The organism is Nostoc spongiaeforme FACHB-130 (assembly GCF_014698475.1).
GTDB lineage: Bacteria > Cyanobacteriota > Cyanobacteriia > Cyanobacteriales > Nostocaceae > Nostoc_B > Nostoc_B spongiaeforme.
Map to the genome: position 1 here is coordinate 26,426 of NZ_JACJTB010000025.1, position 23,883 is coordinate 50,308.

The window sequence follows — 23,883 nt, forward strand, 5'->3', positions numbered from 1 at the left end:
GAAGTATGAGTCATTATACTGTCTTCAATTCTGACTTGTGGATTCTGGATTCTGTATTCTTTCATTATTAGTTGTACCAAAGAGAGATAAATCTGCTTTTAAAAAATCAATAAATTGTCGTGCTGTGCGTCCAGAACGGCCATTATGACGGGTTGCCCACTGTAATGCTTGATATTCTAAATCTTCTGGGCTGAGATTAATTTTGGCTCGCGACGCTAAATGACGAATAATTGTTAAATAAGTATTTTGATTTGCTGGCTCAAAGGTTAATGTCAGACCAAAGCGATCGCTAAATGATAACTTCTCTTGCATCGTATCCCAAGCATGGATTTCTTCATTATCCTTGGGGGTGGGTCTATCAGCGAAATACTCTCGAATGAGGTGGCGGCGGTTGGAGGTAGCGTAGACAACTACATTTTGCGGTCGTGCTGTTAAGTTACCTTCTAAAACTACTTTAAGAGCTTTAAAAGCGTCGTCATCTTCCTCAAAGGAGAGGTCATCGACAAAAATGATAAATTTTTGTGGCAACCCGCGTAACTGTTCGACAATTTTTGGTAAATCATGTAAATCAGATTTGCCAACTTCTAGTAGACGTAGGTTGCGATCGCTATACTCATTCAACAAAGATTTGACTAAAGAAGATTTCCCCGAACCGCGACTACCATAAAGTAATACATGCAATGCTGTTTCACCCGCTAGTAAAAACTCTGTATTTTTCAGCAAAGCATCTCGCTGCCATTCATAACCCACCAGTGTACTTAACTTAATGGGGTCAGGATAAGGAATACCAACAAACTGTCCATCTTGCCAACGCAAGGCGCGATACTCAGCAAATAAACCTACACCAAATTTTTGATAATAAGCGGCTAATTCTTCCACCGCATCAGCCCAATTTTCCCAATCTGGCAAATGCAGGGTTTGGTTGCTGCTATGATTGTGTTCTTGATACCAAACTACAGGCGAAACTGGCAAATGAGTTACAGCTTGTACCCACTCGCTGAGAGATGCTGTACTGCATTCATAAAGACTTTGTAAGATGTGTAAATCATGTTTAGCGGCTGCAACTAAAGCTGGGGGTAATTCCTGGAAGTCTTGTTGCTGCGCCAGTTGGCTAAAGGGATTTTCCGCCAGGAGTATTTGGGAAATTAAATGGTCTTCCCAATTTTGACGGCTTGCGGCTAAGGCGTGGAAGTAATTGCCATAGGCTTGCAGACAACTCCTGCCATCGGCATCAGTGTAACGTATTGCTTGCAACAGTTCCAGAAAGGCGATCGCGGCTTCGCTCTGGAGGACAGATTGGTAAAGTAAAAGAGATGCTGCTTGACGCTGGAGGAATTGCACCTGGGCATAGGACGAAGTACTTGCCGTTGGCATTGCGGGAATATCCATCAATCAACTAGGTGAGATAGCTAAATAGCTATGGTAAATTGTCTGCCGACCTTGGCTGTAAAGTCAAAATCTACATAGGTTTTAACAATGAATTTAGGTATAATTGCTGCTTTTGCCTACGGTATCTTCGCAATTGTTGGTGGAATTATTGGCTACGTGCAAGCGCGTAGTCTGGTTTCACTTTTGAGTGGTGGTGTTAGTGGTTTGTTACTGATTTTGTTTGCTTACTGGCACTTGCAAGGGCAACCTTGGGGTTTAACTTTAGCTGCTTGTGTAGCTGGGGTTTTGGTGGTTGTGTTTGCTTTGAGGTTTGCCAAGACACGCAAGTTTATGCCTGCGGGACTAATGATTGTTTTAGGGGCGCTGGCGCTGGTGTTGATGGTGCATCAGTTGGTGGTTAAATAACATATAGATGAGTCTCCTGTTGTAGTACATTTATATTATTGTATAGCTGTGGCGATCGCTACAAATACTTTGATCAGGAAACATCTATTTATTTGAATGTCTAAATGCGACGAGACTCAATTTTTTATAAACTATTCCAACAATACCCTAGTTTATTATTTGAACTATTGACAAACCCACCAGCAAATGCAGATGAATATAAATTTGACTCAGTGGCTGTCAAAGAACCCAAATTTGAAATTGATGGCGTATTCCTTCCACCAGAAAGCGTCAGTCAGGGTGTAGTGTATTTTTGCGAAGTGCAATTCCAGAAAGACGAAAGGCTGTATGAACGGGTATTTGCTGAATCAGCATTATATTTCTACCGCAACCGCGACAGATTCGGTGATTGGCAAGCAGTGATTATTTACCCATCGTGTAGCATAGAACAAAGTGATACTTATCCTTATCGAGCCTGGCTCAATAGCGACCAATTACATCGGGTATATTTGGATGAATTGGGTGATATTCGTGCTTTACCAATTTGGGTAGCATTGATGGTGTTGACAACGATAGATGAAGAAATTGCACCCTCCGAAGCCAGATATTTGGTAGAGCGTTCAGCAACTGAGCAACCAGAAACCACCAGTCGCGCCATAATTGAGTTAGTCACAACAATCATGGTGTATAAGTTTGAGCAACTCAGCCGCACAGAGGTAGAAGCAATGCTAGGAATTACACTCAAGGAAACACAAGTTTACCGAGAAATTATAGAAGAAGGAGAACAAAGAGGAAGAACCGCAGGAGAGCGATCGCTTGTTCTGCGTCAACTAACTCGTCGTGTGGGAGAATTATCTCAAGATGTGCGTGAACAAGTGGAAACTCTCTCCCTAGAACAATTAGAAAATTTGGGCGTAGCATTGTTAGATTTTACCAGTATGGCTGATTTACTCTCTTGGTTAGCAGCCGCCTCAAAGTAAAAGTAAGTATTGTGAAAAACTTAGCTTGTTGCTGAATGTCATAAATAATGACTAATATTTGGCTGGAAAAAAGTCATCATCCTTTTGCCAAAGTATCCGGTTTTGCTGATTCAGCAGTGATAAATAAAAATAAGATTGCATGTAATTTTGATAGTTTTGGGTACAGTCGAGAGCTTACCCATTCAGCAACCGGGGTTTGTGCGTTCATATTCAAGTAGGAATTCAGTAACCAAGAGTCAGAAGTCAGAAATAATTATTCAGCACAATATTCTGATGTCTGAATTCTGACTCGTGAATTTTTACATATCACTTTGGTAAATTCTGCATATATTATTTCAATCTCATTTCAGGAATAATTAACCTCCTGAATTATTTCTGCATCCTAATATTTCAGTAATATCCATCTTGAGACAGTTATTTATAGATAAGTCTTAAATTATTGCTGTGAATGGATGAGTTACCTTAGTCATCAGGTTTATTTACTTCACGACAATGAAGCAACTAATAAATCATGTCTTTGGTGTTAATGAATATTTATGCTGATATTTAAATTCACTCAAAAGAGATGTAGTAATCAGGTATTAATAAACGCTAGAATTCATACATGGTAATATTTTTACCGATTTATCTGTTATCGAATTTAATAATTCTAACGTTGTTAGATTCAGAAGAAATTGGCAATCAGTAATTTAAATGATTTTTTGTTTTTTTGTTAAATCAGAAAATATCACTGCAACAAATAAGGCTAGTAATTTCCGTTAGTATATATTATGATTTTAAAGATTTGATAGTAAGCAATGGTAATTTTTAAAGCAAAAATAAAGTTATTGATGCCATTTTGGCAGTTCTAAGTATCAGAAATAAGATATTAGTGGAGAAGAAAGAATAATTGATTTTTAGATACTTATAGTTATCTACTTAAATTTCTCAAGTAACAATAATCCTGAAAATAAGTAATTGATTATCTCAGCAATTTTACGAAATAGGAAATCAAATATGTTATTACCATTATCTTCTCAAAATGTTACCCAGTATCTGCACGCAGCAGGGTTGTGTAGCTTAGAAGATGGCAATTTAGACTTATCTCAGTTGCCAGGAAGTAGCAAAAAGAATTTCAATTTACTAGTGACTCTGGGAAATAATCAGCAACTGCTAATTAAACAAGAACAGCGCCAGGAAAATGCGGGAAACCTGCATGAGTTTTTTAATGAATGGCTATTTCATCAATTACTCAAGCAGTTTCCAGTTTTAGGTAATATTGTAGCGATCGCATCATTAGTAGTACATTATGATGAGGAAAATTCCCTTCTTGTCCGCAATTATTTAAGTGAATATCTGGAATTAGGTAGCTTTTATCAACATCACCATAGCTTTCCTACAGAGATAGCCACTGCTATTGGTACAACAATAGCAGCTTTGCATCGCGCGACTTTCCAGCGCCGCGAATATCGTGATTTTATGGCTACAGCGCCACAAGGACAGTATCGCTATAACTTTTACAACCCAGCGCAGGGTATAGAATCACTAACACCAGATATTTTTGGTGCTGTGCCGAAATCAGCATGGCAATTTTATAGTGTTTATCAGCGTGATGAGAGTTTAGAATCTGCGATCGCAGATTTAGCTTATGAGTGGAAACCTTGCTGTTTAACTCACAACGATTTGACGTTAAACAATATTTTGTTACATTCCCGTTGGGATAAATTAGACAACTGCTTAGTACGCCTCATAGACTGGGAAGCCTGCGCTTGGGGAGATCCAGCATTTGATTTAGGTACTTTAATCGCCAGTTATTTAAATATTTGGCTTTCTAGCTTAGTTGTCGATGTCACACTGGAATTAGAGGAATCCTTACAGTTAGCAATCATCCCACTAGAAGCGATTCAACCTTCATTATTAACTTTAATTCAAGCTTATCTCAATACCTTTCCCGCTATTTTAGAACACCGCCCAGACTTTGTAGAGCGTGTCATCCAGTTTGCTGGGTTAGGACTGATTCACCACATTCAAGCAAAAATTAACTATCAGCAGCAATTTTGTAATACTGATATGTGTACCCTACAAGTAGCACAGAATTTGCTAACCATGCCAGAAAAATCTGTACACACGGTTTTCGGTGTTACTCAAGCAGAAATTATCCAACCGATGGCTACACAGCATCAGCTTACCCAACCGCAAAAATCACAAAAATTAATCCCCTTATATTACGAAAAAACCCGTTTACGCGGCTGTTAAAAATTTGCCCTTTCTCTTCATCTCCCCTATCTCCCCACTCCAAATGCTAGACACCTCTACCAACCCTCTGTTAAATTCTCTGTTTGATATTGCGAAAAATATCCAGATAGAATCTAACTTTTCCATTCATCATCCTGAGTATCAAACTTTTGCCTTACCAGCGAAGGTAGCAGAAAGATTTCGGCAAAATTCTGCGGCGTTACAGCAAAAATATCTGACTTTGCTACTGCGTAATTTCCTCTATGGAATTTATTACAACGGTTCTTTGCAAAATGCGTTAGCGGTGAATGCTGATACGCCTCATTGCTTACCACAGCAAAATTTAGCGAACCATTCTCATTTGGGTATTGATTGGGAATTTTACGCCCAACTGCACGCGAATAACCACGGTAAAGGATATTTTGATTCTAGTTGGCAAGTGTTACGTCAGGAACCTGATGGAAGTATGGCGGTAACAAAATCTGGTTTGACATTGTATATTGAACCAGATTGCCATCTCAAACCTCACAGCAAATCTGCTAAACCGGGTGAGTCAGTGTCCATTTGGATGCCAAAAAATCATTTGCAAAATGGCTGTTACGTGGCGGTAAGTGATGTAGGACAAGAACAGCAGAGTGTAGATGCAGAATTGGGAACCGGCAGAATTTATTTTAATATTACGGCAGATGGAGCGATCGCACTCATGGATAGTCTGACGCAACAACTTAACCAAGCATCTCTTCCTTTTACCTTTCAAGTACTTTACAATCCTAGAGCCTACGGACGCTACGACTCCGGCTTACTTTACTTTGAACGGGAAGACTACCCAACCATTCACCAAATTCTCCAGGCTGTCTATAAAGAACATCAATCGCATTTTCAGCCAGAAATACCTTTATTTACCAAATTTTTAGCCCCAGGCTTAAGTTTAGCGGAAGAACCAATTCAAAAATTCGCCATTCAAGAAACTTTTGGGATGAATCGTTGCCAAATTGTCGCTCATGCTTTACTGGAAGTATGGCAAAAAGGTAAAGATGCCATAGAAGAACGAATGAACTCTATTGAGAAACACTTTGCACTCCACTCAGTTGACTTACAACGCCCGTACTTAAATCCTAGTTCTGAAGATATATATTACCCCTTAAATTGATAACTCTCTTTATGACAGTGAGATAATTTGATATGGCAGGTTATTCGCCTGCTATTTTGTTTTTTAATTTTTAATTGTACAAAAATGTCTTTTATTTATAAACGTACTGTGCGCTTTGCAGATACTGATGCGGCGGGTGTAGTTTATTTCGCTAATGTTTTGAGCATTTGTCATGAAGCTTATGAAGCATCTCTCAACGCTTCAGGAATGAATCTCAAAGCTTTTTTTACTAAACCTTCAGTGGCTTTTCCAATTGTTCACGCCAATGTCGATTTTTTCCGACCAATGTATTGTGGAGATGAGTTAAATATTAGTTTAATTCCCCAAAAATTAAGTGCTGATAAATTTGAAATTGCTTACGAAATTACAATTGCTGATGTGTTAGTAGCTAAAGCCATTACTCGCCATGTTTGTATTGATATGAATAGTAGAACTAAGCAAGAATTATCTGAAGAAATTATCCAATGGTTGGAAACGAACCGCCGAGACGCAGAGGGCGCGGAGAGGAGGAAATCAAGGGAGGTAATGTGATAGTAATCCTCAATATCTCTCTCCCTTGTTTACAATGCTCAGTCCTGAGTGCTGAGTGCTGAGTAAGAAGAAAGAGGAAGGAAGTACTTCTGCACTATGGTAAAAGCCCCACCCCTTGTGGGTGGTCTTTTTAACTCAGCACTCAGCACTTTTAACTCAGCACTCTTCATCCCATCCTCCTTGTCTCTGTTACTACAGGTGATTACGGTTTACTCGCTTGTTCAAAATTAGGGTAAACATAATCTTCAAATAATTGCTCAATCTTCGGATGTTTTTTGGCTGCTTTTGCTACTAATTCTTGGTAATCTTGGCGGACATCAAGATAATAATTTGCTTGGCGTTTGCTAATTTTTGGTAGCCAAGCAGTATGTAAGGTCATCGCAAAATGAAGTGGCTGTTGAGATGGGGGACTAGATAATCTACATACAGGGCCTTTAGATAAATGATTGGCATCAAAAATCCAATATTCATTTTCTTGTCCATGCCAAACTGTGCAGACAATATAACCATCTGTGGGTTTTTTCGCACCACGATATGGCATAAACTGAGGCGAAAGCACTACATATCCTGGTGGTAGTTCGTAGCTATCAACAATTGCTGGTGATTTTGTGGATGAAGCATGAAGTCTAAACAAGTATGCTGGTACGCCACTACTTGCCATGTCTAAGACTTTTTCCAGAGGAATTAGGCGATTTTTGTAATTTTGATACTGAGTGACAACGAATTTTGTCATTAAGTCTTTCCATAGCCCAAAAGAACACCAATAAATATCATCTAGATGTTTTAAAGGTTGTCCTTGAGAATCTTGGTCAGGATAAGTATATAGGTCTGTACCCCAGGTATATTTAGCATCAGAAATAATGTGTGACTGGAGAATATTTCCGCTTTCTCCATGAATAACATAACGTCCCATCCGACCAAGATCAACTTGACCAGGTACCATTCCACACAAATCTTCTGGTTTATATTGAGGATAAGCAGAAACATCATATTGTCTTACCCATTCCGAGACATCCATACCAGAAATATGAGCGGCATTCAGTATAATATTTCCTTCAGGATTTTCGTAATCTACTAAAAAATGTGCTGCTTCTAATGGCAAGATAACTTTTTTGACTGTTACTGTTTTAGTATTTGGTTGCAACTGATTCCGTGGCACAATGTAAACTGCCGAGTATGGCAAAGGCGGCTCTTCTAATATATTTCTGAGTTGATTTTCTAGATTTTTATAATGGGGTAAAGGATTATTTAAGACTTGTTCTACCCCCATCGTAAAAGATGTATCCATAATCACGATATAGTCTTTCGTGACCCCGATTTGGTGTATAGTTTGTTCAATTTTTACGGGAGAACTATCAGGTAAAACTAATTGCCACTGTTTTAAAGATGTTGCCCCATCCCAACACATAACAGAAACAAAGTCTTTGATTTTTATTGGTGATTTATTGAACCATTTGAAGTAATTGCCATAAAGATAGCCAAATATTGATAATAAAGATTGAGATACAGCATTTAAACTATTTTTAAGCAGTTTCGGTCGCCAAAAGTTACAGATATTGTGTAGCCATTGATCAATTAGATGAATAACAGCAATTGAGTCTAAGAAATTAAATAATGATCTGCCATAGTTAACTGTAAACATCTCTTTGGTATAAGGGTCAAAACCAGGATGGGCAGTACTCAAAAATGGTTGAAAAGGGGCATTATATCCTTGTACTTCTGATTGCCACTCTTGATTAGAGCCTACTGGAGTAACAACATCGAGACTTTCAGTATCAATTTCATAAGGACGACCTGCGTCGTAGGTAACTAGTAACCTTGCCGGTGCATCTTCAGAAAATTTCATCGGGAGAAAAGCTGTGTTTAGCTGGTTACGAATACCCAAAGGTAAGGAAAATCTGGTCAGGCCATGATTGCGAAAACGATATTTTTGATACTGGGAGACAGAATCAGTTGCTTTGTCAGCGTAATAATCAGGTGGTTTGGCTATGCGCGTAGTTAATTTCACTTGATTTTCGGTATCAAAATCAAGCCGATAAATCATCCCATCGCCGCACAATAAAGAATCTCCATCAGGATAGGGTAAGCCGCCAGAATTAACGGTTCCTATAGAAGTAACCATAAAAACATGCCCCTGCACATCCATTGGGAGAGTTCCTTCGAGGACTTGCAGGGGTAGTTGGTTATATTCATATTGATTAGCATTTCTTATTGATGGTGGAACTGGTGGAGAGTCTTGGAAATTACTGGTAGACATAGATATTTATTACACCTGATGATTTTAGGAAACGATTGATTCTGGCTGGTAATGCAGGCGATCGCAGAAATATTCAGCATATAACCTACAACTGGGTGTAGCTTGATTTCCGTAGAGATTAACCAGCCCCATACTTTGCAACTTGAACGCTTGCTGTAGATGTAATTCCACTGGTTGAGGGGATTTAATCACCTGTGCAAATGCGTCCACTAGTTCTGGATTTTGTTGGAGATTCCACCACTGTTGTTGCAGATGTTCACGATAAACACCATCCGAACTCAGGGCAGTTGATAATAATTCTTCTACACTGATACGGTGTTGCCATAAATAATAACAAGCCAATCTCACAAGGTAGGGTTGACCACCAACTAAAGCGAAAAGTTTTTCTAATGATTGCTCACAAAAGTTCAAACCATAGCGATCGCCTAAAGCTTTTACTTGTGGTTGGTTGAGGCTTTGTAACTCAACTGGTAAACCCACATTAAAAGGTGACTTATTCACGCTCAAGGGAATATATACTTCTGTAGCGTGGGCTACAATTAGTCGTAATTTTTTCCAAATTTCTCGATTTTTCGCTTCTTCATGCCAAGCGCGTAACAACCCAAAAAAATCATCAGCTAAATCTGGATATTGAAATAAGCGATCGACATCATCTAAACCCAGAACAATTGGGCTAATTGTTTTTGCTAGAATATACTGCTCAAAGTAAATTTTGGCGCTAATTTTGCTTCCAAACAGCTCATCCCAATAGTCTGCTAGTTGGTTTTGTAACTCCAAACCCAGACTGACACTTGCACAAAACCAACGTAAGAATTTATCTAAATCTTGAAATATTGCTTTATCAGCGAGTTGAAAACTTAAAAATACAGTATGATAACCCTCATTAGTTGCAGACTGAAGAATTCGTGACATCAATGAAGTTTTTCCCATCCGTCTTGGGGCTTTGATTCGGATTAACGCTCCTGGTTGCAAAATAACTTTATAACAATTAGCTTCAATCGGAGGGCGTTCTACGTAAAATCGAGAATCAAGTGGTACTTGTCCTTCTGGTATTTCTGGTTCTGGTTCTGCTACCGACAAATTAGTGCTGAAGGCTTGACTTTGCTGTGGCAAATCAGGAAAGCAATAATCACTTTGTTCTAAAACTAAATTGAATGCTTGAAAACAGTGCTTTAAGGTTTGCTTGTCTACTCCCACTTCACAAGCAAATATTTTCATAATTGTATCGACTGACAAACCTGTTCGATCGCTCAATACTTCCAGAGTATACCGATGACCATTATTTTCTCGGATCTCTGCTTCAGACTTAGCTGTTTGAAGTTTCTTTAATCCTTGAGGTGTTAGAATTACACCTCGTCTGCGTCGAGCTTTAGTTGCGTACATGTTTATTATCAAGCCTGATCAGCAAAATCAAAAAGAACTAAAAGTTCTGTTCTGTATTTTCGCTTATTTGAGGATATCAACCCATACTTTTCGGTTAAGATCCTCCCGCCTACGACGACCCCTTAATAAGAGGGTGAAATGAGGTTATGAGCCGCCCCTTTTTAATGGGGGTTGGGTGGATCTTGAAAAGATTAAAATGTTAACCGAAATGTATTGGGATATCAACAGAGTAATCACTTAATACAGCTCAACCGCAGATAATTGAGCATCATGATTCAACATCTTTACAATTTTTTCACAAATATCTCAGATATCCGTATGTCTCCCAATGACATTTCCTATCCATCAGTTGATACTGGGTAAATAAGATACCAAATTATAGGGTTCCAGGTTAGTCATCTGGGCAGCTATCAGGGGGTAGATGCTTCGTCACAAGCGAATGTTATCTATCCCTTTATATATTTGTTACAGGTTTTATCTCAGCAGACTCAGAAAGGTGATAACACTAGTACAACAAGGCAAAAGTAAAAGGTCAAAAGGAAAAAGAAAGAATAGTGATACCACAAGCCTTTTAGCAATTTCTTATGGTCTGTTTATTTCCGCCGACCTATACTAGTTAAATTACAACCAACCACGTAGTTTTTGATGTACCTGCGCCAAGTACCACATATAATCATCAATTTGATATTGATTAGCAGCTTTGACTATATATTCTTGCGCTAAATTCAAATTATTTTCTGATTCATAAAATAATCCTAAATAAAGATGACTATAAAATTTACCCTTAATTCCTTCTGATTCACCAATCTTTAAAACTTCATTAGGTGTACAATCGCCAGCAAATAAACTATAAATCAATCGCAGAACTCTTCTGGGGTCATTTTTAACTTGTAATAGAGAATTACGTGCTGCTTCCTGACCTTGCCAACGAACTATACATAAATAGCGCCACACAGTTTCTTCAACATCATTAGCATTCACTGTTAAATCAATTTCAAATTGTTGAGCGCCTTCAGTAAATCTTTCTGCATAATAGTAAGATAATCCTCGTTGCCAGAGATATGGTTTAAGCCGAGGTTCAATGTTTTCGGCTGTGTCAAAATCTTGGATAGATTCAGCAATTTTAGCTAATTGAAATTTCACCATACCCCGCCGGATATAGGCTTTGGGATTATTTGGTTGACGGCGAATTAAATCATCCCAATGTTGAAGTTGATTTGTTAAAGAATTGCTAAAAAACATAGATTAGTTAAAATAACTTGCATTAATTTGCATCATTTCAGCAGAAGTTATACATCGTCAATCCCTATGGCGCTGAAATTTGAGTCAATAGGTAGCAAATTTTGACATACTAAATTCTGAAGATTTTATTTTCGCTTTTTATGGGCAATGCGATCGCCTTTCCTTGGGAACAAGAAGTCATCATTCACCACAGTCAACGCATCCTCAAGAGTTTTCAGTATTGGACAGGGAATTCTTTGCTGGATGAGAGTGATTCACCCAAGGAAACTGCACAGGCGCTATTTGAAGCACCTTTTGTCTTAGCTTCCCACGGTACAGAAGCAGATCCAATATTTAATTACGGTAATCGTCAGGCTTTAGCACAATGGGAATTGACTTGGGAAGAATTTACCCAAACGCCCTCTCGCAAAACTGCTGAAGAGATAGCACAAGCAGAACGCGATCGCCTATTATCAGAAGCAACTACTAAAGGCTTTTGCTATTTTTCTGGTGTACGTATTACCAGTACAGGTAAACGTTTTTATATCCAAGATGGCATCCTGTGGAATCTAGTGGATGAACAACATCAATATTGTGGTCAAGCAGCCGTGTACTCTAAATGTACATTTATTGCAGATGATAGGTGAAAAAATCAAGGGTTTGGGGGAGGGTATTCAAAACCCTGACATCCATTCTTAACAAATAACCTTTGTGCATCAGTCTTAATTAATATCCCAGCCAAGAGGTAGAAGAAATAACCAGCAATATTCGGTAATTTGGAGCTAGGTTCTCAAAAATTAGGAAAAACGCCCGTGGTTCCCCTTAAAGATAATAATCCTACACAAATTACCCCTTATGTAACTTATGGCTTAATTGCTGCTAATGTTCTGGCATTTATCTATGAAAGTAGTCTTCCACCCCAAGCATTAGATAGCTTTTTCCACCTAGCAGCTGTAGTTCCCCGTGAACTGAGTTTAAGCTTTGCTGGGGTGTCTTTGCATCAACCAGTACCAGAGTGGGCAACTTTAATCACCTCACAATTTTTGCATGGTGGCTTACTGCACTTGGCTGGAAATATGTTGTTTCTGTGGATATTTGGTAACAACGTTGAAGATAAATTAGGCCATGCCAAATATTTATTGTTTTATTTAGCTTGCGGTGTTCTAGCTTCTTTGACTCAGTGGTATTTCTCCCAAGATTCTAACATTCCGTCTTTGGGGGCTAGTGGTGCGATCGCCGGAGTTATGGGCGCATATATTCTCCGGTTCCCCAAAGCCGAAATTCTTGGTGTTGTACCTTTAGGTATTTTCTTCCCAACTTTCCGAGTTCCCGCCTATTTCTTTTTAGGATTTTGGTTTCTCCAACAATCTTTCTACGGACTTGCTAGTTTAGAAGCACCTACTAATATTGGGATGGAAAGCGGCGGTATTGCTTACTGGGCGCACGCTGGCGGGTTTATCTTTGGGGCTGTTCTCGGCCCAGTTTTGGGTTTGTTTAGCGACAAATCCCCTGAAGAATCATGGTACAGCTAAAACAAGTTTGGATCTTTGATTTTAGCTAATCTCTCTGTGTCTAGTTAAAAAAATTATGCGATCGCTTGCTACAAATAGTTAACTAAAAAATCCCCGACTTTTATAAAAAGTCGGGGATTTTTTAATTGCAAATATTTTTAAATTAGTAGTTGACTTGTATAAAATTATACTTTAATATAAAAGCATGAGAAAAGCGATCGCAGACTCTTGCCGGAGGCGATCGCTTTTCTTGAAACCCACAACAGGATTCAATTACCATGATTACACAAGTACAAAATTTTACTCAACAGTATTTACCCAGCGAAAGTTTTGAGATTCCCACACTCAGGCAATCTGCTGTATTTTCTACCAGAGAACCAGTTAAACATTTGTTGATTGGTTCCCCCAAAGCGGTGACTAGCTCAATTTACCGTTTGCAAGCAATTGGTTATGCAAGTGTTGGTGACTGGAGTCCATTACTACCCACAGCCAACCCTGGAGAAGTGATGAGTATATTAATTCGTCAAATTTTAATTGCATAACCTAAAACCACAACCCCGGCTGTTGAGTCGGGGTTAAAGCTAATTCCGATGTAAGCGAATTTTTGTCCCGTTCATTTCAATCATTCCTGCTTGAGAAAGTTTATAAAAAGCACGGGAGAGAGTTTCGGGAATTGTACCTAAAAGTGCAGCCAATTGGGCTTTTGGTAAATCGAGTTCCACGACATCAGTTTTACCATTGCGATCACTTAACTTGATGAAATAATTCAGCAATCGTTCTGGGACTTCCTGAAACGATAGGGTATCAACTAAAAAGGTTAATCTGCGTAAATGACGGGCAAAGGTTGATAGCATAGCGTCTTGTAGAAGAGGATCTGGGGGTGAAGTCAAACACTAATCAGCAACGCCATGATTCAGCAGTCCAATAAACGAGATTTTATCTGCGGTTTCATCCAAGCTTCAATGCAAAATCCTAGTCGCGTCAGTCCAAGATAATTTAAAGTTCACTTCATAAATCATCTCTCAGACTCAAAGTCTTTTCCATATATTTAACTAGGCGCGATCGCTAATCACCCAGAACTTGGCAAAAACTGTCCGTAATTTTTCTGTATTCCGTAAATAAAGTATATTTATTAACTTCGTATTTACTTTTAAGTATTAACTGAAATTTGTCTGTAATTATGCTGAATCTTCCGCAGGCATAGTTGAATAATTCAGTAAAACTTCTTATAAAAATGCAGTTAAATCTTGATATTATGCCTGAGCGAAACTTCTATTTTTGCTATCAAAACATAATGCAGCTATATATATGAAGTAAAACTTGCTTAATCCAAATATTTTCTTTAAATCTCCTACGTGTAATCACTGCTTCATAGAATCTTTAATTGTCATAATATAGTTATTAAGAAAAGCTAAAAATATTGAATCAATACTTGAGATTCAGTGTAAAACTTGCGTGAACTAAAAATATAAACAATCGAGAAATATGTTAGATACTGTGAGCAAAGAGTTAGCACTTTTTTGGCAGCAAATAGAACAGCGATCGCAATTTCATGCAGGTTATCCATATAATTTAAGTTGTGATTTTACTTATCTAACAAAATTCTTTAATTTTTTATTAAATAATGCTGGTGACCCTTATGTAGAGCCAGATTTTGGTCTGCATTCTCGCAAATTTGAACAAGAAGTTTTATCATTTTTTGCTCAACTATATAAAATTCCTGAAAATGAGTCTTGGGGCTATGTAACTGCTGGTGGAACAGAGGGTAATTTATATGGAATGCTATTAGCCAGGGAAATTTATCCCGATGGTATTCTCTATTCATCTCAAGATTCTCATTACTCCATCGCCAAAGCTGCTAGACTTTTTGGGATGCAGCATCAAGTCATTAATTCCCAAATTAACGGCGAGATAAATTATCAACATTTATCCCAAACAATTCAGCAAAACTCCCAGCGCCCAGTAATTATTAACTTGAATATTGGCACTACCGTTAAAGGTGCGATTGATGACCTAGATAAAGTTTTAGAAATTCTCAAGCAAAATCAAATTAAAGATTACTACATTCATTGTGATGCAGCACTTTCGGGGATGATTTTACCCTTTTTAGAAAATGCACCCCAAATTAATTTTCAAAGACCAATAGATAGTATCGCTATTTCTGGTAAATTCATTGGTTCACCCCTACCTTGTGGTGTAGTCTTAACCAAGAAAAAGTGGGTAGAAAAAGTAGAAACTATGATTGAATATATCGGTTCTAAAGATACCACTATTCTTGGTTCTCGTAACGGTCACACTCCTCTAATTATTTGGTATGCGCTCAAAACCAGAGGTTATGAAGGATTCGCCAAAGAAGCAAAAATATGTATTCAAAATGCCCAATATTTATTCCAGCAACTTCAATTGCGAGAATATCCCTGTATGCTAAATAAATTCTCGAATACTGTTGTGTTTCAAAAGCCTAGCCAACCGTTAATTAAAAAATGGCAATTGGCAACTATGGATAATTTGGCACATCTGATAGTCATGCAAAATATAGACCGCCACAAAATTGATACCTTCGTGAATGAGCTTGTATTCCAAGAAGGATTATTCCCAGAATCGGAATATTTACACCTACAACCAGTAAGCTGTTAAACATTTAAGAAAGCACATTGAGGCCGCAGGATAGCAGGGATTTGCAGCTTTTATTAGCATTAACATGATGCAATTTAAATGACGATGAGCTTACTTTCTTAATTAAGGCTTGCTGAAAAACTGATCATTAAGAATGGGTGTGGGGATTTTGAACACCTACACCCTTATACCAATAAGGATTAATAATTTATGGAATTAGCCAATAAAGTTGCTTTAGTGACTGGGGGTAGTTCTGGTATTGGTCGAGCCACGGCTAAACTGTTTGCTGCTGAGGGTGCTAAAGTAGCGATCGCAGATATTGATACTACTGGTGGTTTATCACTGCTGGAAGAAATCAAAAATAATGGTGGAGAAGCCACTTTTCACACCTGCGATGTGAGCGATGAAAGTCAGGTGCAGAATTGGATTGCAAGTGTTGTGAATCAATGGCAAAGCATAGATATTTTAGTTGCAAATGCGGGAATTTTAGCAATTGGTTCTTTGGAAAAAGCTTCCAACTTTGATTGGGATAAAGTCTTAGGAATCAATGTTAAAGGCTATGCTTTTTGTGCTAAATATGCCATCCCCCATATACGTCAGCGTGGTGGTGGTGCAATTGTCAACGTTGCATCCATAGCGGCTTTGATTGCCTTTCCCAATTTCGCATTGTATAACACTACCAAAGGTGCAGTTGTACAACTAACCCGCAGTCTGGCGCGTGATTTAGCAACGGAAAATATTCGAGTTAATTGTGTTTGTCCAGGTGTAATTAATACATTACAGGTACAACAATTTGCTGATTGGCAAGGTGTAACAAAAGAAGAAGCAATTAATCAACTCGCGGCGACAATTCCTGTACAGAGGGTAGGACAACCAGAAGAAGTAGCTCAAGCTATTTTATTTCTTGCTTCTGATAAAGCCTCATATATTACAGCAACATCCCTGGTGATAGATGGGGGTTATACGGTGCAGTAGTCATATCGTATCTGCTAAAGGACTTATCATAAAGACCGCAGGGGGCAGGGAGCAGGGAGCAGAGGGAAGAAGAGTTTGTCTTATCACTCACCTGCTTTGATTTTGCAACTCATATCCCTCGGCGTTAACTGTTAATTTACCTGATTTCCATCCTTGATAAATTGGACTTTTAACACCATCAGCACTTTGATAAACAGCAAAATGTTGTTGCCAATTATGTTGTTTGCCATTACGCCAAACTTTGGGTAAATTTACACCTTGATATTGCAGTTTTACCTTGCCAACAACACCTTGATATTCCACTTTCCCCTGATCTATCTGCTGTAGATTTAAGCAAGATTGAGAAATAACCGACTGTTGAAATTTCTCCCAACTACCGTGGGTTTCTAGTTCACCAACTTCGAGGGCAAAGCCTGTGAATTTTTTGCCATTACCTGTTGCAGTCAAAATTTGGTCATCAGGATATTGTTTTTGAATTTTTTGAGTTGCTGTTGCATTAATTCCTTCCACAACTAAATTAATTGGCGTTAATGCCAGCCATGTTTTTTCGTAATTAATAAAAGTTATGCCCTTGCTAGTTTCTACCAAGGCAGATTTAGGTAAAAAGAATTGAAATGGTGCTTTGGGTTGATGATTGAGCCAAATTACCAAATTACGATATTGAGCGATGTTTTCACCGCCAACGGAAGCAGTAGAGATTTTTGTCGGGTCTGTTCCTGTGGAAGCAATAAAATAATCTACCCCACGTTTGGAATTAAACGCCATCATTTTAAAACCGTTCCAGTCGCCGCCAGAACCTTGGGCTAATGTTCCTAATTGAAATGTCTGACCAAAATAAAGAGTTTCATAAAACTGTGGTGCAGTATCATTTCCCAGTTTCCAGTTTTCGTAAGTAGGTTTGGAATTAAGTAGTTCCACTGGTTTGGGAAATTGCTTTTTTGCTAAGGCCACAATTGCTGGTGGGGGACGGTAAGTGCTGGTAATGAGGTGTACTTCGTCTGGGGATGGGTTGGGATCTAAGATGGGAGAATCACCAAAATATAGTCCTAATTCATGAGTTGCTAAGGCACACCAAACGCAGTTACCACCACTGTTGTCACGCTTTGAGGGGCCACCAAAACCACCCCGCCAATATTTCAGTGCGCCGGATGCAAAAAACCAATCAAGTGCAGACTTAGCCAGAGATTTGGCTTCTGGATCTTGAGCGAAATCATAGAGGTTGATATAGCCAGTAATGGTATGTCCCAGGTAGTTTTCTGAGTCCCATTCGCCTTGACCAATTTGGTAAAGAGTGCGGATATCGCGCCGAATACGTTCTTTATAAATTTTGCGTGTGGCTTCGTTACCTGTTTCTTGAGCAAATAAATAAACTGCTACATTCCGCATTCCTTTTAAATTATCAGTGTTGCGGCAGTCTACCCAAGTATTGCAGTTATCAGATGATTTCAACCAAAATTTGCGCGGCGTGCTGAACTTGCGTGTCAATGGGTCTTGTTTGGTCAAAATTGCCATTGCTTTTTTCATACGCTGACGATAACTTGGGTCAAGATATTTGCCAAAGTAGAAGTATTTACGGACTTGACCTTTGAGAGTAAAGCTAGAGTAAAAATCAATACCCAAGGTATGTTGATGAAGCTGCGGATCAGCGTCTTCAGATTGTAAAAAAGCGATCGCCTTTTCTCGATTACCTGCTAAAAAGTCTATCATCGCCTTTGGATAAGACCTTTTTTCATTCTCAAAGGCAGTCGAACCGTATTTTTGACCAGCAAATTTAGCAATCGTTTGTTGAGAACGTTCTTTAAACTCAGCTTCCATCTGCGGTGTCCATTGCGGCTCAGATTTAGGCTGGGTAGCGCCCAGACATAGCAAGCAGATGATAAAGGCTAAACCTGGATGTAACTTGTTCGGTGAAAGGCTGATCATAAAGACTGCAAAGGGGCATGGTGCAGGGCTGGGGTAGAGGAGGAAAAAGAGTTTTATCTTTCTGCACAGATGTACCGAATCATAACTGATTAACCGAATAAGTAGGTGGACACAATTATTTAGAGTTTGCTGAAAAAACGAAAAACCAGATAAATTAACGCCATTTAATTTGTCACTGTACAGTTTTTATAACAAAGTATTTCTTGATACAACAAATTATCTCAATTAATTAAGATTTGCATCACATTTGGTTTACCAAGCCAAAACTCATTCAAAACTATCTGAAAATTTAGTCATTAGTGTTGACAAAATGACTAGTTACAAGGCTTGTATAGTCAAGCGATCGCCTGTGATTTTGCTCAATCTAGAGATATAATTTTAAGTTTTGTTAAATTAGTAACCTTTAATACGCATCTTCCGAAACATGCAGTATAAATTAGCAGGGCGAGAAGTAAGTTAGACACAAAAGTTAAATCATTAATTTAAAACTTATAGCTTTCAGAAGTATGTTTGCTGTATCTAATTTGCTTTATCTGCCCCTTGTCTGAAATTAAGATATCTGTAGGAGACCCAAAAAAATGCAAAGTATTGTTAAAAGAATTATTATACTTTCTACTACAGCAGCGATCGCAGTTACATTTACAGGTTGCGGCGAAAGCAAAGTTGCTCAATGCAATAAAATTATCAAAGTTGCCAATCAAGCAGTAACCTTAAGTCAAGAATTTAGCAAAAATCCGCAACGAGAAAAAGGTTCTAAAGCATTAACAGAAGTTGCAGGTAAAATTGATAGTTTTGCTAATGAAATGAAAGCCTTAGAAATTAAAGATGAAAAATTACAAGGCTTTCAGGGGCGATTTATCAAGTTATATCAGGATACCAGCAAAGGTTTACGTGATACGGCTGCTGCTGTGGATAAAAAAAATCTCAAAGCCGCAAATGCTTCACTAGCATCTTTAAAAAAGAGTGGTAGTGAAGAAGGTGCAATAGTGAATGACATTAATAGCTACTGCTCTGGTAAGTAATATTTATTTCGTTCCATAAATAAGTTTAGGAACCAGTGTGTGGGCAATTTCTACGACTTGAGCAAACTTGGATAGGCTTGTGATGATTATTATGCTTCTTTCTTTTGCCTTTTAACTTTTTACTTTTGACTTGTTCGGTTATTTGCCCTTGCACCTCTTGATTTAATAAGCTCCTAAAAGGGGAATTACCTTTTTCTTTAAAAGCTCAATTAAGGCTGGTTCCATATATTCAAAATCATCTGGTATATCTAAACAGATGATTTTCTTATTTTTAAGAAAAGGTTGAAAGTTTTTGGTCAACTTGCGTTTATGAGACTGTTCCATCACAAAAATAATATCAGCCCATTCAATTGCTTCTGTGGAAACTGGAACTTCTGCATAATGATCTAATCCTGCTGAGTCAGTTTCTAGTCCTTCATATTCTGCAAACACTACCTCAGCCGTAGGACTCCGCAATCTATTTTGGCTACAGATAAATAATAGCTTTTTCATCAATCAATACTATCATATAGCAATCTTTTGATTTCTCAAGTACTGCTTGAGGCAAGGAATAGGGAGTAGATTGTTTGTAATTCATTCAGAACTGCTACATAACGATCGCTAGACTTTTAAGACAGTCGCTACGGAACTGAATGAAGCAGAATATTTGATGAATGTGAGCCTCTACAAACAAAACCTGCTCTAATGGTTGATAGACAGAAATACCCTCCCAGTGATAGGGTTGTCAGCTGCTCAAGCTAAACACTGTAATTCTCTAGGTAGTTTTGCATGGTACTGGATATCTCTTCTTTGCCGTTGGCATTTCAATTTACTTCTCCAGGCCCGATTTTGGTGAAAATCGGCCCATTAACTATCCGTTGGTATGGCTTGTTGATTGCTACGGCGGTGTTAATTGGTGTCAGCCTTTCTCAGTACTTGGCAAAACGCCGTAATGTGAATCCAGAATTGCTGAGTGATTTGTCAATTTGGCTGGTGCTGGGGGCAATTCCCGCCGCACGACTATATTATGTTTTGTTTGAATGGGCGGAATATGCCAAGCATCCCGAAAAAATCATCGCTATTTGGGAAGGTGGTATTGCCATTCACGGTGCAATTATCGGTGGGACGATAGCAGCTTTAATTTTTGCCAAACTCAAGCGGGTTTCTTTTTGGCAATTAGCAGACTTGGTTGCACCTTCTCTAGTTTTAGGACAAGCAATCGGAAGATGGGGTAATTTCTTTAATTCTGAAGCTTTTGGTCGTCCTACTAATCTACCTTGGAAACTTTACATTCCATGCAGATTTGATCCAGCTAAAAACCTCTGTCTTGGTCGTCCTTTAGAATATCAAAGTTTTGAATACTTCCATCCCACTTTTTTGTATGAATCACTGTGGGATTTAATGGTGTTTGCCTTGCTGTTAAATTTATTTTTCCGCAGTGTCTCTGGCAAGATCAAGCTGAAAGTAGGCACGTTAATTATGGTTTACTTAACAGCCTACAGCACTGGTCGTTTTTGGATTGAAGGCTTACGCACAGATAGTTTATTGCTAGGAAATCTGAGAATTGCCCAAATTGTGAGTTTAACAGGTATTATCGCAGGTTTAGCAGGTTTGGCTTGGCTATATTTTCGGAAACGCCCGTTACCGGATGTGGTTGCTTCGAGTGATTAGGAGAGGGTTTAGGGGAGACAAGGGAGACAAGGGGGATGACTCAATTTAAAACTCCTTATCCTCTCTGCGTCTCGGCGACTCGGCGTGAGAAAATTCATCCCGCAATTATGCAATGCCAATGATTAATAACCAAAAATAAAAAATGCCCCAGATTTGACTCTAGGGCTTAACCAGGGTGCATCTACCATTCCATTCTTCTATAGCTAGAGGGTTAATCCGGAAGGATACTGAGAAAATGCCAAGAAATTTTTGAAAAAAGATTTTTATTACGGGTAAATACGGAAAAGTAATTGAAGTTTTTTGTATGGAAACTCAACTAAATTTAATCAAACCAGCAGTTTATATTGTGGGGGCAGGGACGGGAGACCCAGATTTATTAACGGTTAAGGCGCAAAAACTCCTTTCTAGGGCAGATGTAATTTTATTTGCTGATGCTTTAGTCCCGGAACAAATATTAAATTTGTGTCGCCCAGATGCGGAAATTATTCCAACTGCGGATAAGACTTTAGAAGAAATTGTATCGCTGATGGTGGAACGGGTGCGATCGCAGCAAAAATCTCTTGTCCGTCTCCACTCTGGCGACCCCAGTCTTTACAGTGCTATTCACGAACAAATGCAAATGCTGGCTGAGGCTGATATCCCCTTTGAAGTCGTCCCAGGAATTAGCGCCTTTCAAGCCGCAGCCGCCAAACTCAAGGTAGAGTTAACAGTCCCCGGTTTAGTTCAAACTATCATCCTGACGCGCATTAGTGGACGTACGGAAGTCCCCACCAAAGAAGAGTTAGCCAGCCTCGCTACCCATCAAGCTAGTTTATGCCTATATTTAAGTGCGCGTCACGTCGAAAATGCCCAAGCCAAATTACTCGAACATTACCCCAGCGATACACCTGTGGCTATTTGCTTTCGACTAGGTTGGCCTGATGAAAAAATTCGTGTGGTTCCCCTTAACCAAATGGCGGAATGCACTAAAACAGAAAATCTGATTCGCACCACACTTTATGTAATTAGTCCGGCGCTAAAAGCCACAGACGGGCGATCGCACTTGTACAATCCTGAATATCATCATTTATTCCGTGCTTAACTCTGTCAGGACTTATGCACAAAGTTTAAGTATCTGATTTTTTTTGTTTGTCTAGTTTCTCTTGTATCGCTTCACGACAGAACTCTGGAGGGTCATCTTGTTGTGATAATTCCTCTTTCATACTTTTGGTGATACGGAGATTTAGACGTTCAGTTAATGGTTCTTCCCTGTCTGTCTTAAAACCATGATTTTTGATATCTGGATTACCGCGATTATCTTTAGACACTTTATATAACTTAATAAGTCTAGACTAATTGGTATGCACATTGAATAATAAGTAATTACTGGGTAACAAGTTTCTCAGGCTTACGTACCCAGCAATACCACTTTTAGAAAGAGGCATATCTATTTTATGTTCACAAGGTCAGAATTAGGACTGTTGACGATTCCACAATTAAAGGTTTTGTGTCAAAGATACGGGTTAAAACCAACTGGAAATCCAGGTTATAAAGACCCTTACTTAACTACCCTGTTAGCATTCCCCACACTTGCATTAAACCAGTTAGAGGAAGGGAGAGGGTTAAAGCGTCCGAGTTTTGCTAGTTTTGAGAATATCGGCATTGCTTTAGATGAGATGAGTGAGTTGACGGTTGAACAGAAAGCACTCATCAAAATCACAATGGAGGGTAGAAAGATGGAATATCCCCAGAGATATGACCAGGAAAGATTACTTAATCTATGGAAAGTCAGAAATCATCTGTCAGAAGTCATTGATTTGCTAGGGCTGCAATAAACAAGCAGCTTAATTCTTTCTCAAGCACTCCTGAAAATGGTGTGCTTTTCTTTTATCTGTATGTGTTTCTGATGAATGTGAGTATTACTCCAATTAATCTTAGAGTAATAAACAAAAGTGGAGAAAAGCTCGAAGCAATTTCCTCATTTGTTTCCTCAAATTCTATCAAGGCTAAAAGCCCTGTAAAAACGGAGAGGGAGGGATTCGAACCCTCGTTGAAGTTGCCCCCAAACAGCATTTCCAGTGCTGCGCCTTCAACCACTCGGCCACCTCTCCAGGTGTCACAATTTTTTATTGTAATATAAACTTATAGAAAATGCAAATATCTAGCAAGACATTTTAGAGTAGAGAAAAGCCAAATTCAAAATCAAGATGTCCCGTACATACAAAATTAAAATCCGCGATCGCGCCACTGGTAAAGAATACACTCTTCAAGTTCCAGATGACCGCTACATCCTACACTCTGCCGAACAACAAGGCGTGGAATTGCCTTTTTCTTGCCGTAATGGGGCTTGTACAGCTTGCGCTGTCAGGGTTTTGTCGGGAGAAATTGACCAACCAGAAGCGGTTGGCTTGTCGTTAGAGTTACGGCGACAAGGTTACGCCTTGCTGTGTGTGAGTTACGCCCGTTCCGACTTGGAAGTAGAAACACAAGACGAAGATGAAGTCTATGAACTCCAATTTGGGCGTTACTTTGCTAAAGGTAGAGTAAAAGCGGGTTTACCGTTAGACGAAGATTAATATTGGGACAAGGGGATAAGGGGATAAGGGGACAAGAGGGATAAGGGGACAAGAGGGATAAGGGGACAAGAGGGATAAGGGGACAAGGGGGACAAGGTGGACAAGGGGGACAAGGTGGACAA

The 23,883-nt window shown here is 38.9% G+C and carries 23 protein-coding genes and 1 tRNA gene; 15 read left to right on the forward strand and 9 right to left on the reverse strand.

From position 1 onward, the window contains the following. Positions 1–24: 24 nt before the first annotated feature. Complete coding sequence (locus H6G74_RS18190; RefSeq protein ID WP_190969009.1) at positions 25–1,389, reverse strand: ATP-binding protein; 1,365 nt, start codon at positions 1,387–1,389, stop codon at positions 25–27. A gap of 87 nt (positions 1,390–1,476) precedes the next feature. On the opposite strand from H6G74_RS18190, the gene H6G74_RS18195 reads away from it, so the two are divergent. From H6G74_RS18195 to H6G74_RS18215, 5 genes are all read left to right on the forward strand, one after another. Beyond that, positions 1,477–1,794, forward strand: coding sequence for a TMEM14 family protein (locus H6G74_RS18195; RefSeq protein ID WP_190969010.1), 318 nt, complete (start codon positions 1,477–1,479; stop codon positions 1,792–1,794). 104 nt (positions 1,795–1,898) lie between these two features. Further along, entirely contained in the window at positions 1,899–2,753 is an 855-nt protein-coding gene (locus H6G74_RS18200) for an Rpn family recombination-promoting nuclease/putative transposase (RefSeq protein ID WP_190969011.1), read from the forward strand. Positions 2,754–3,749: 996 nt separating this feature from the next. After that, complete coding sequence (locus tag H6G74_RS18205; RefSeq protein WP_190969012.1) at positions 3,750–4,988, forward strand: phosphotransferase family protein; 1,239 nt, start codon at positions 3,750–3,752, stop codon at positions 4,986–4,988. Between the two features lie 43 nt (positions 4,989–5,031). Beyond that, entirely contained in the window at positions 5,032–6,117 is a 1,086-nt protein-coding gene (locus tag H6G74_RS18210) for a T3SS effector HopA1 family protein (RefSeq protein WP_190969013.1), read from the forward strand. Between the two features lie 84 nt (positions 6,118–6,201). Next, entirely contained in the window at positions 6,202–6,648 is a 447-nt protein-coding gene (locus H6G74_RS18215) for an acyl-CoA thioesterase (protein ID WP_190969014.1), read from the forward strand. Positions 6,649–6,850: 202 nt separating this feature from the next. Here H6G74_RS18215 and H6G74_RS18220 read toward each other — a convergent pair whose 3' ends face one another. The 3 genes from H6G74_RS18220 to H6G74_RS18230 form a co-directional block, all read right to left on the reverse strand. After that, positions 6,851–8,905, reverse strand: coding sequence for a carotenoid oxygenase family protein (locus tag H6G74_RS18220; RefSeq protein WP_190969015.1), 2,055 nt, complete (start codon positions 8,903–8,905; stop codon positions 6,851–6,853). A 24-nt stretch (positions 8,906–8,929) separates the two neighbouring features. Then, a complete protein-coding gene (locus tag H6G74_RS18225; protein WP_190969016.1) occupies positions 8,930–10,288 on the reverse strand; it encodes an AAA-like domain-containing protein in 1,359 nt (452 codons plus the stop codon). A 621-nt stretch (positions 10,289–10,909) separates the two neighbouring features. Next, a complete protein-coding gene (locus H6G74_RS18230; RefSeq protein WP_190969017.1) occupies positions 10,910–11,530 on the reverse strand; it encodes a tetratricopeptide repeat protein in 621 nt (206 codons plus the stop codon). 140 nt (positions 11,531–11,670) lie between these two features. Here H6G74_RS18230 and H6G74_RS18235 point away from each other — a divergent pair, with 140 nt between their 5' ends. The 3 genes from H6G74_RS18235 to H6G74_RS18245 all read left to right on the forward strand — a co-directional run bounded on the left by H6G74_RS18235 (position 11,671) and on the right by H6G74_RS18245 (position 13,562). Then, entirely contained in the window at positions 11,671–12,156 is a 486-nt protein-coding gene (locus H6G74_RS18235) for an MEKHLA domain-containing protein (protein WP_190969018.1), read from the forward strand. A 165-nt stretch (positions 12,157–12,321) separates the two neighbouring features. After that, positions 12,322–13,041, forward strand: coding sequence for a rhomboid family intramembrane serine protease (locus tag H6G74_RS18240; protein ID WP_190969019.1), 720 nt, complete (start codon positions 12,322–12,324; stop codon positions 13,039–13,041). A gap of 257 nt (positions 13,042–13,298) precedes the next feature. After that, on the forward strand, positions 13,299–13,562 hold the full coding sequence (locus H6G74_RS18245) for a hypothetical protein (protein WP_190969020.1): 264 nt from the start codon (positions 13,299–13,301) through the stop codon (positions 13,560–13,562). A gap of 39 nt (positions 13,563–13,601) precedes the next feature. Here the strand turns inward: H6G74_RS18245 and H6G74_RS18250 are convergent, their stop codons facing one another. After that, positions 13,602–13,874 (reverse strand): Crp/Fnr family transcriptional regulator, encoded by a 273-nt coding sequence (locus H6G74_RS18250; RefSeq protein WP_190969021.1) that lies wholly within the window; start codon positions 13,872–13,874, stop codon positions 13,602–13,604. Between the two features lie 631 nt (positions 13,875–14,505). Here H6G74_RS18250 and H6G74_RS18255 point away from each other — a divergent pair. Further along, positions 14,506–15,657 (forward strand): histidine decarboxylase, encoded by a 1,152-nt coding sequence (locus H6G74_RS18255; protein ID WP_190969022.1) that lies wholly within the window; start codon positions 14,506–14,508, stop codon positions 15,655–15,657. A gap of 189 nt (positions 15,658–15,846) precedes the next feature. Then, entirely contained in the window at positions 15,847–16,611 is a 765-nt protein-coding gene (locus tag H6G74_RS18260) for an SDR family NAD(P)-dependent oxidoreductase (RefSeq protein ID WP_190969023.1), read from the forward strand. An 87-nt stretch (positions 16,612–16,698) separates the two neighbouring features. Here the strand turns inward: H6G74_RS18260 and H6G74_RS18265 are convergent, their stop codons facing one another. Then, positions 16,699–18,426: a hypothetical protein gene (locus H6G74_RS18265; RefSeq protein ID WP_190969062.1), complete on the reverse strand. Its 1,728-nt coding sequence runs from the start codon at positions 18,424–18,426 to the stop codon at positions 16,699–16,701. 686 nt (positions 18,427–19,112) lie between these two features. On the opposite strand from H6G74_RS18265, the gene H6G74_RS18270 reads away from it, so the two are divergent. Then, positions 19,113–19,556, forward strand: coding sequence for a hypothetical protein (locus H6G74_RS18270; protein ID WP_190969024.1), 444 nt, complete (start codon positions 19,113–19,115; stop codon positions 19,554–19,556). A gap of 162 nt (positions 19,557–19,718) precedes the next feature. Here the strand turns inward: H6G74_RS18270 and H6G74_RS18275 are convergent, their stop codons facing one another. Then, positions 19,719–20,048 (reverse strand): low molecular weight protein tyrosine phosphatase family protein, encoded by a 330-nt coding sequence (locus H6G74_RS18275; protein WP_190969025.1) that lies wholly within the window; start codon positions 20,046–20,048, stop codon positions 19,719–19,721. Between the two features lie 276 nt (positions 20,049–20,324). On the opposite strand from H6G74_RS18275, the gene lgt reads away from it, so the two are divergent. Both lgt and cobM read left to right on the forward strand, forming a co-directional pair. Then, positions 20,325–21,206 (forward strand): prolipoprotein diacylglyceryl transferase, encoded by an 882-nt coding sequence (lgt, locus tag H6G74_RS18280; RefSeq protein ID WP_190969026.1) that lies wholly within the window; start codon positions 20,325–20,327, stop codon positions 21,204–21,206. Between the two features lie 304 nt (positions 21,207–21,510). Further along, positions 21,511–22,287 (forward strand): precorrin-4 C(11)-methyltransferase, encoded by a 777-nt coding sequence (gene cobM / locus H6G74_RS18285; RefSeq protein ID WP_190969027.1) that lies wholly within the window; start codon positions 21,511–21,513, stop codon positions 22,285–22,287. 25 nt (positions 22,288–22,312) lie between these two features. Here the strand turns inward: cobM and H6G74_RS18290 are convergent, their stop codons facing one another. Then, positions 22,313–22,513: a hypothetical protein gene (locus H6G74_RS18290; RefSeq protein WP_190969065.1), complete on the reverse strand. Its 201-nt coding sequence runs from the start codon at positions 22,511–22,513 to the stop codon at positions 22,313–22,315. Positions 22,514–22,639: 126 nt separating this feature from the next. Between H6G74_RS18290 and H6G74_RS18295 the strand changes: the two genes are divergently transcribed. Next, positions 22,640–23,020, forward strand: coding sequence for a hypothetical protein (locus H6G74_RS18295; protein ID WP_190969028.1), 381 nt, complete (start codon positions 22,640–22,642; stop codon positions 23,018–23,020). 189 nt (positions 23,021–23,209) lie between these two features. Here H6G74_RS18295 and H6G74_RS18300 read toward each other — a convergent pair. Next, positions 23,210–23,296, reverse strand: a tRNA-Ser gene (locus H6G74_RS18300). Between the two features lie 96 nt (positions 23,297–23,392). Here H6G74_RS18300 and H6G74_RS18305 point away from each other — a divergent pair. Further along, positions 23,393–23,761: a 2Fe-2S iron-sulfur cluster-binding protein gene (locus tag H6G74_RS18305; RefSeq protein ID WP_190969029.1), complete on the forward strand. Its 369-nt coding sequence runs from the start codon at positions 23,393–23,395 to the stop codon at positions 23,759–23,761. Positions 23,762–23,883 lie beyond the last annotated feature (122 nt).

What these genes read in the sequence shown, in the direction of transcription:
- H6G74_RS18190 (WP_190969009.1), bottom strand. Translation starts at nt 1,389, where the DNA reads ATGGATATTCCCGCAATGCCAACGGCAAGTACTTCGTCCTATGCCCAG.
- H6G74_RS18195 (WP_190969010.1), top strand. Translation starts at nt 1,477, where the DNA reads ATGAATTTAGGTATAATTGCTGCTTTTGCCTACGGTATCTTCGCAATT.
- H6G74_RS18200 (WP_190969011.1), top strand. Translation starts at nt 1,899, where the DNA reads ATGCGACGAGACTCAATTTTTTATAAACTATTCCAACAATACCCTAGT.
- H6G74_RS18205 (WP_190969012.1), top strand. Translation starts at nt 3,750, where the DNA reads ATGTTATTACCATTATCTTCTCAAAATGTTACCCAGTATCTGCACGCA.
- H6G74_RS18210 (WP_190969013.1), top strand. Translation starts at nt 5,032, where the DNA reads ATGCTAGACACCTCTACCAACCCTCTGTTAAATTCTCTGTTTGATATT.
- H6G74_RS18215 (WP_190969014.1), top strand. Translation starts at nt 6,202, where the DNA reads ATGTCTTTTATTTATAAACGTACTGTGCGCTTTGCAGATACTGATGCG.
- H6G74_RS18220 (WP_190969015.1), bottom strand. Translation starts at nt 8,905, where the DNA reads ATGTCTACCAGTAATTTCCAAGACTCTCCACCAGTTCCACCATCAATA.
- H6G74_RS18225 (WP_190969016.1), bottom strand. Translation starts at nt 10,288, where the DNA reads ATGTACGCAACTAAAGCTCGACGCAGACGAGGTGTAATTCTAACACCT.
- H6G74_RS18230 (WP_190969017.1), bottom strand. Translation starts at nt 11,530, where the DNA reads ATGTTTTTTAGCAATTCTTTAACAAATCAACTTCAACATTGGGATGAT.
- H6G74_RS18235 (WP_190969018.1), top strand. Translation starts at nt 11,671, where the DNA reads ATGGGCAATGCGATCGCCTTTCCTTGGGAACAAGAAGTCATCATTCAC.
- H6G74_RS18245 (WP_190969020.1), top strand. Translation starts at nt 13,299, where the DNA reads ATGATTACACAAGTACAAAATTTTACTCAACAGTATTTACCCAGCGAA.
- H6G74_RS18250 (WP_190969021.1), bottom strand. Translation starts at nt 13,874, where the DNA reads ATGCTATCAACCTTTGCCCGTCATTTACGCAGATTAACCTTTTTAGTT.
- H6G74_RS18255 (WP_190969022.1), top strand. Translation starts at nt 14,506, where the DNA reads ATGTTAGATACTGTGAGCAAAGAGTTAGCACTTTTTTGGCAGCAAATA.
- H6G74_RS18260 (WP_190969023.1), top strand. Translation starts at nt 15,847, where the DNA reads ATGGAATTAGCCAATAAAGTTGCTTTAGTGACTGGGGGTAGTTCTGGT.
- H6G74_RS18265 (WP_190969062.1), bottom strand. Translation starts at nt 18,426, where the DNA reads ATGGAAGCTGAGTTTAAAGAACGTTCTCAACAAACGATTGCTAAATTT.
- H6G74_RS18270 (WP_190969024.1), top strand. Translation starts at nt 19,113, where the DNA reads ATGCAAAGTATTGTTAAAAGAATTATTATACTTTCTACTACAGCAGCG.
- H6G74_RS18275 (WP_190969025.1), bottom strand. Translation starts at nt 20,048, where the DNA reads ATGAAAAAGCTATTATTTATCTGTAGCCAAAATAGATTGCGGAGTCCT.
- lgt (WP_190969026.1), top strand. Translation starts at nt 20,325, where the DNA reads ATGGTACTGGATATCTCTTCTTTGCCGTTGGCATTTCAATTTACTTCT.
- cobM (WP_190969027.1), top strand. Translation starts at nt 21,511, where the DNA reads ATGGAAACTCAACTAAATTTAATCAAACCAGCAGTTTATATTGTGGGG.
- H6G74_RS18295 (WP_190969028.1), top strand. Translation starts at nt 22,640, where the DNA reads ATGTTCACAAGGTCAGAATTAGGACTGTTGACGATTCCACAATTAAAG.
- H6G74_RS18305 (WP_190969029.1), top strand. Translation starts at nt 23,393, where the DNA reads ATGTCCCGTACATACAAAATTAAAATCCGCGATCGCGCCACTGGTAAA.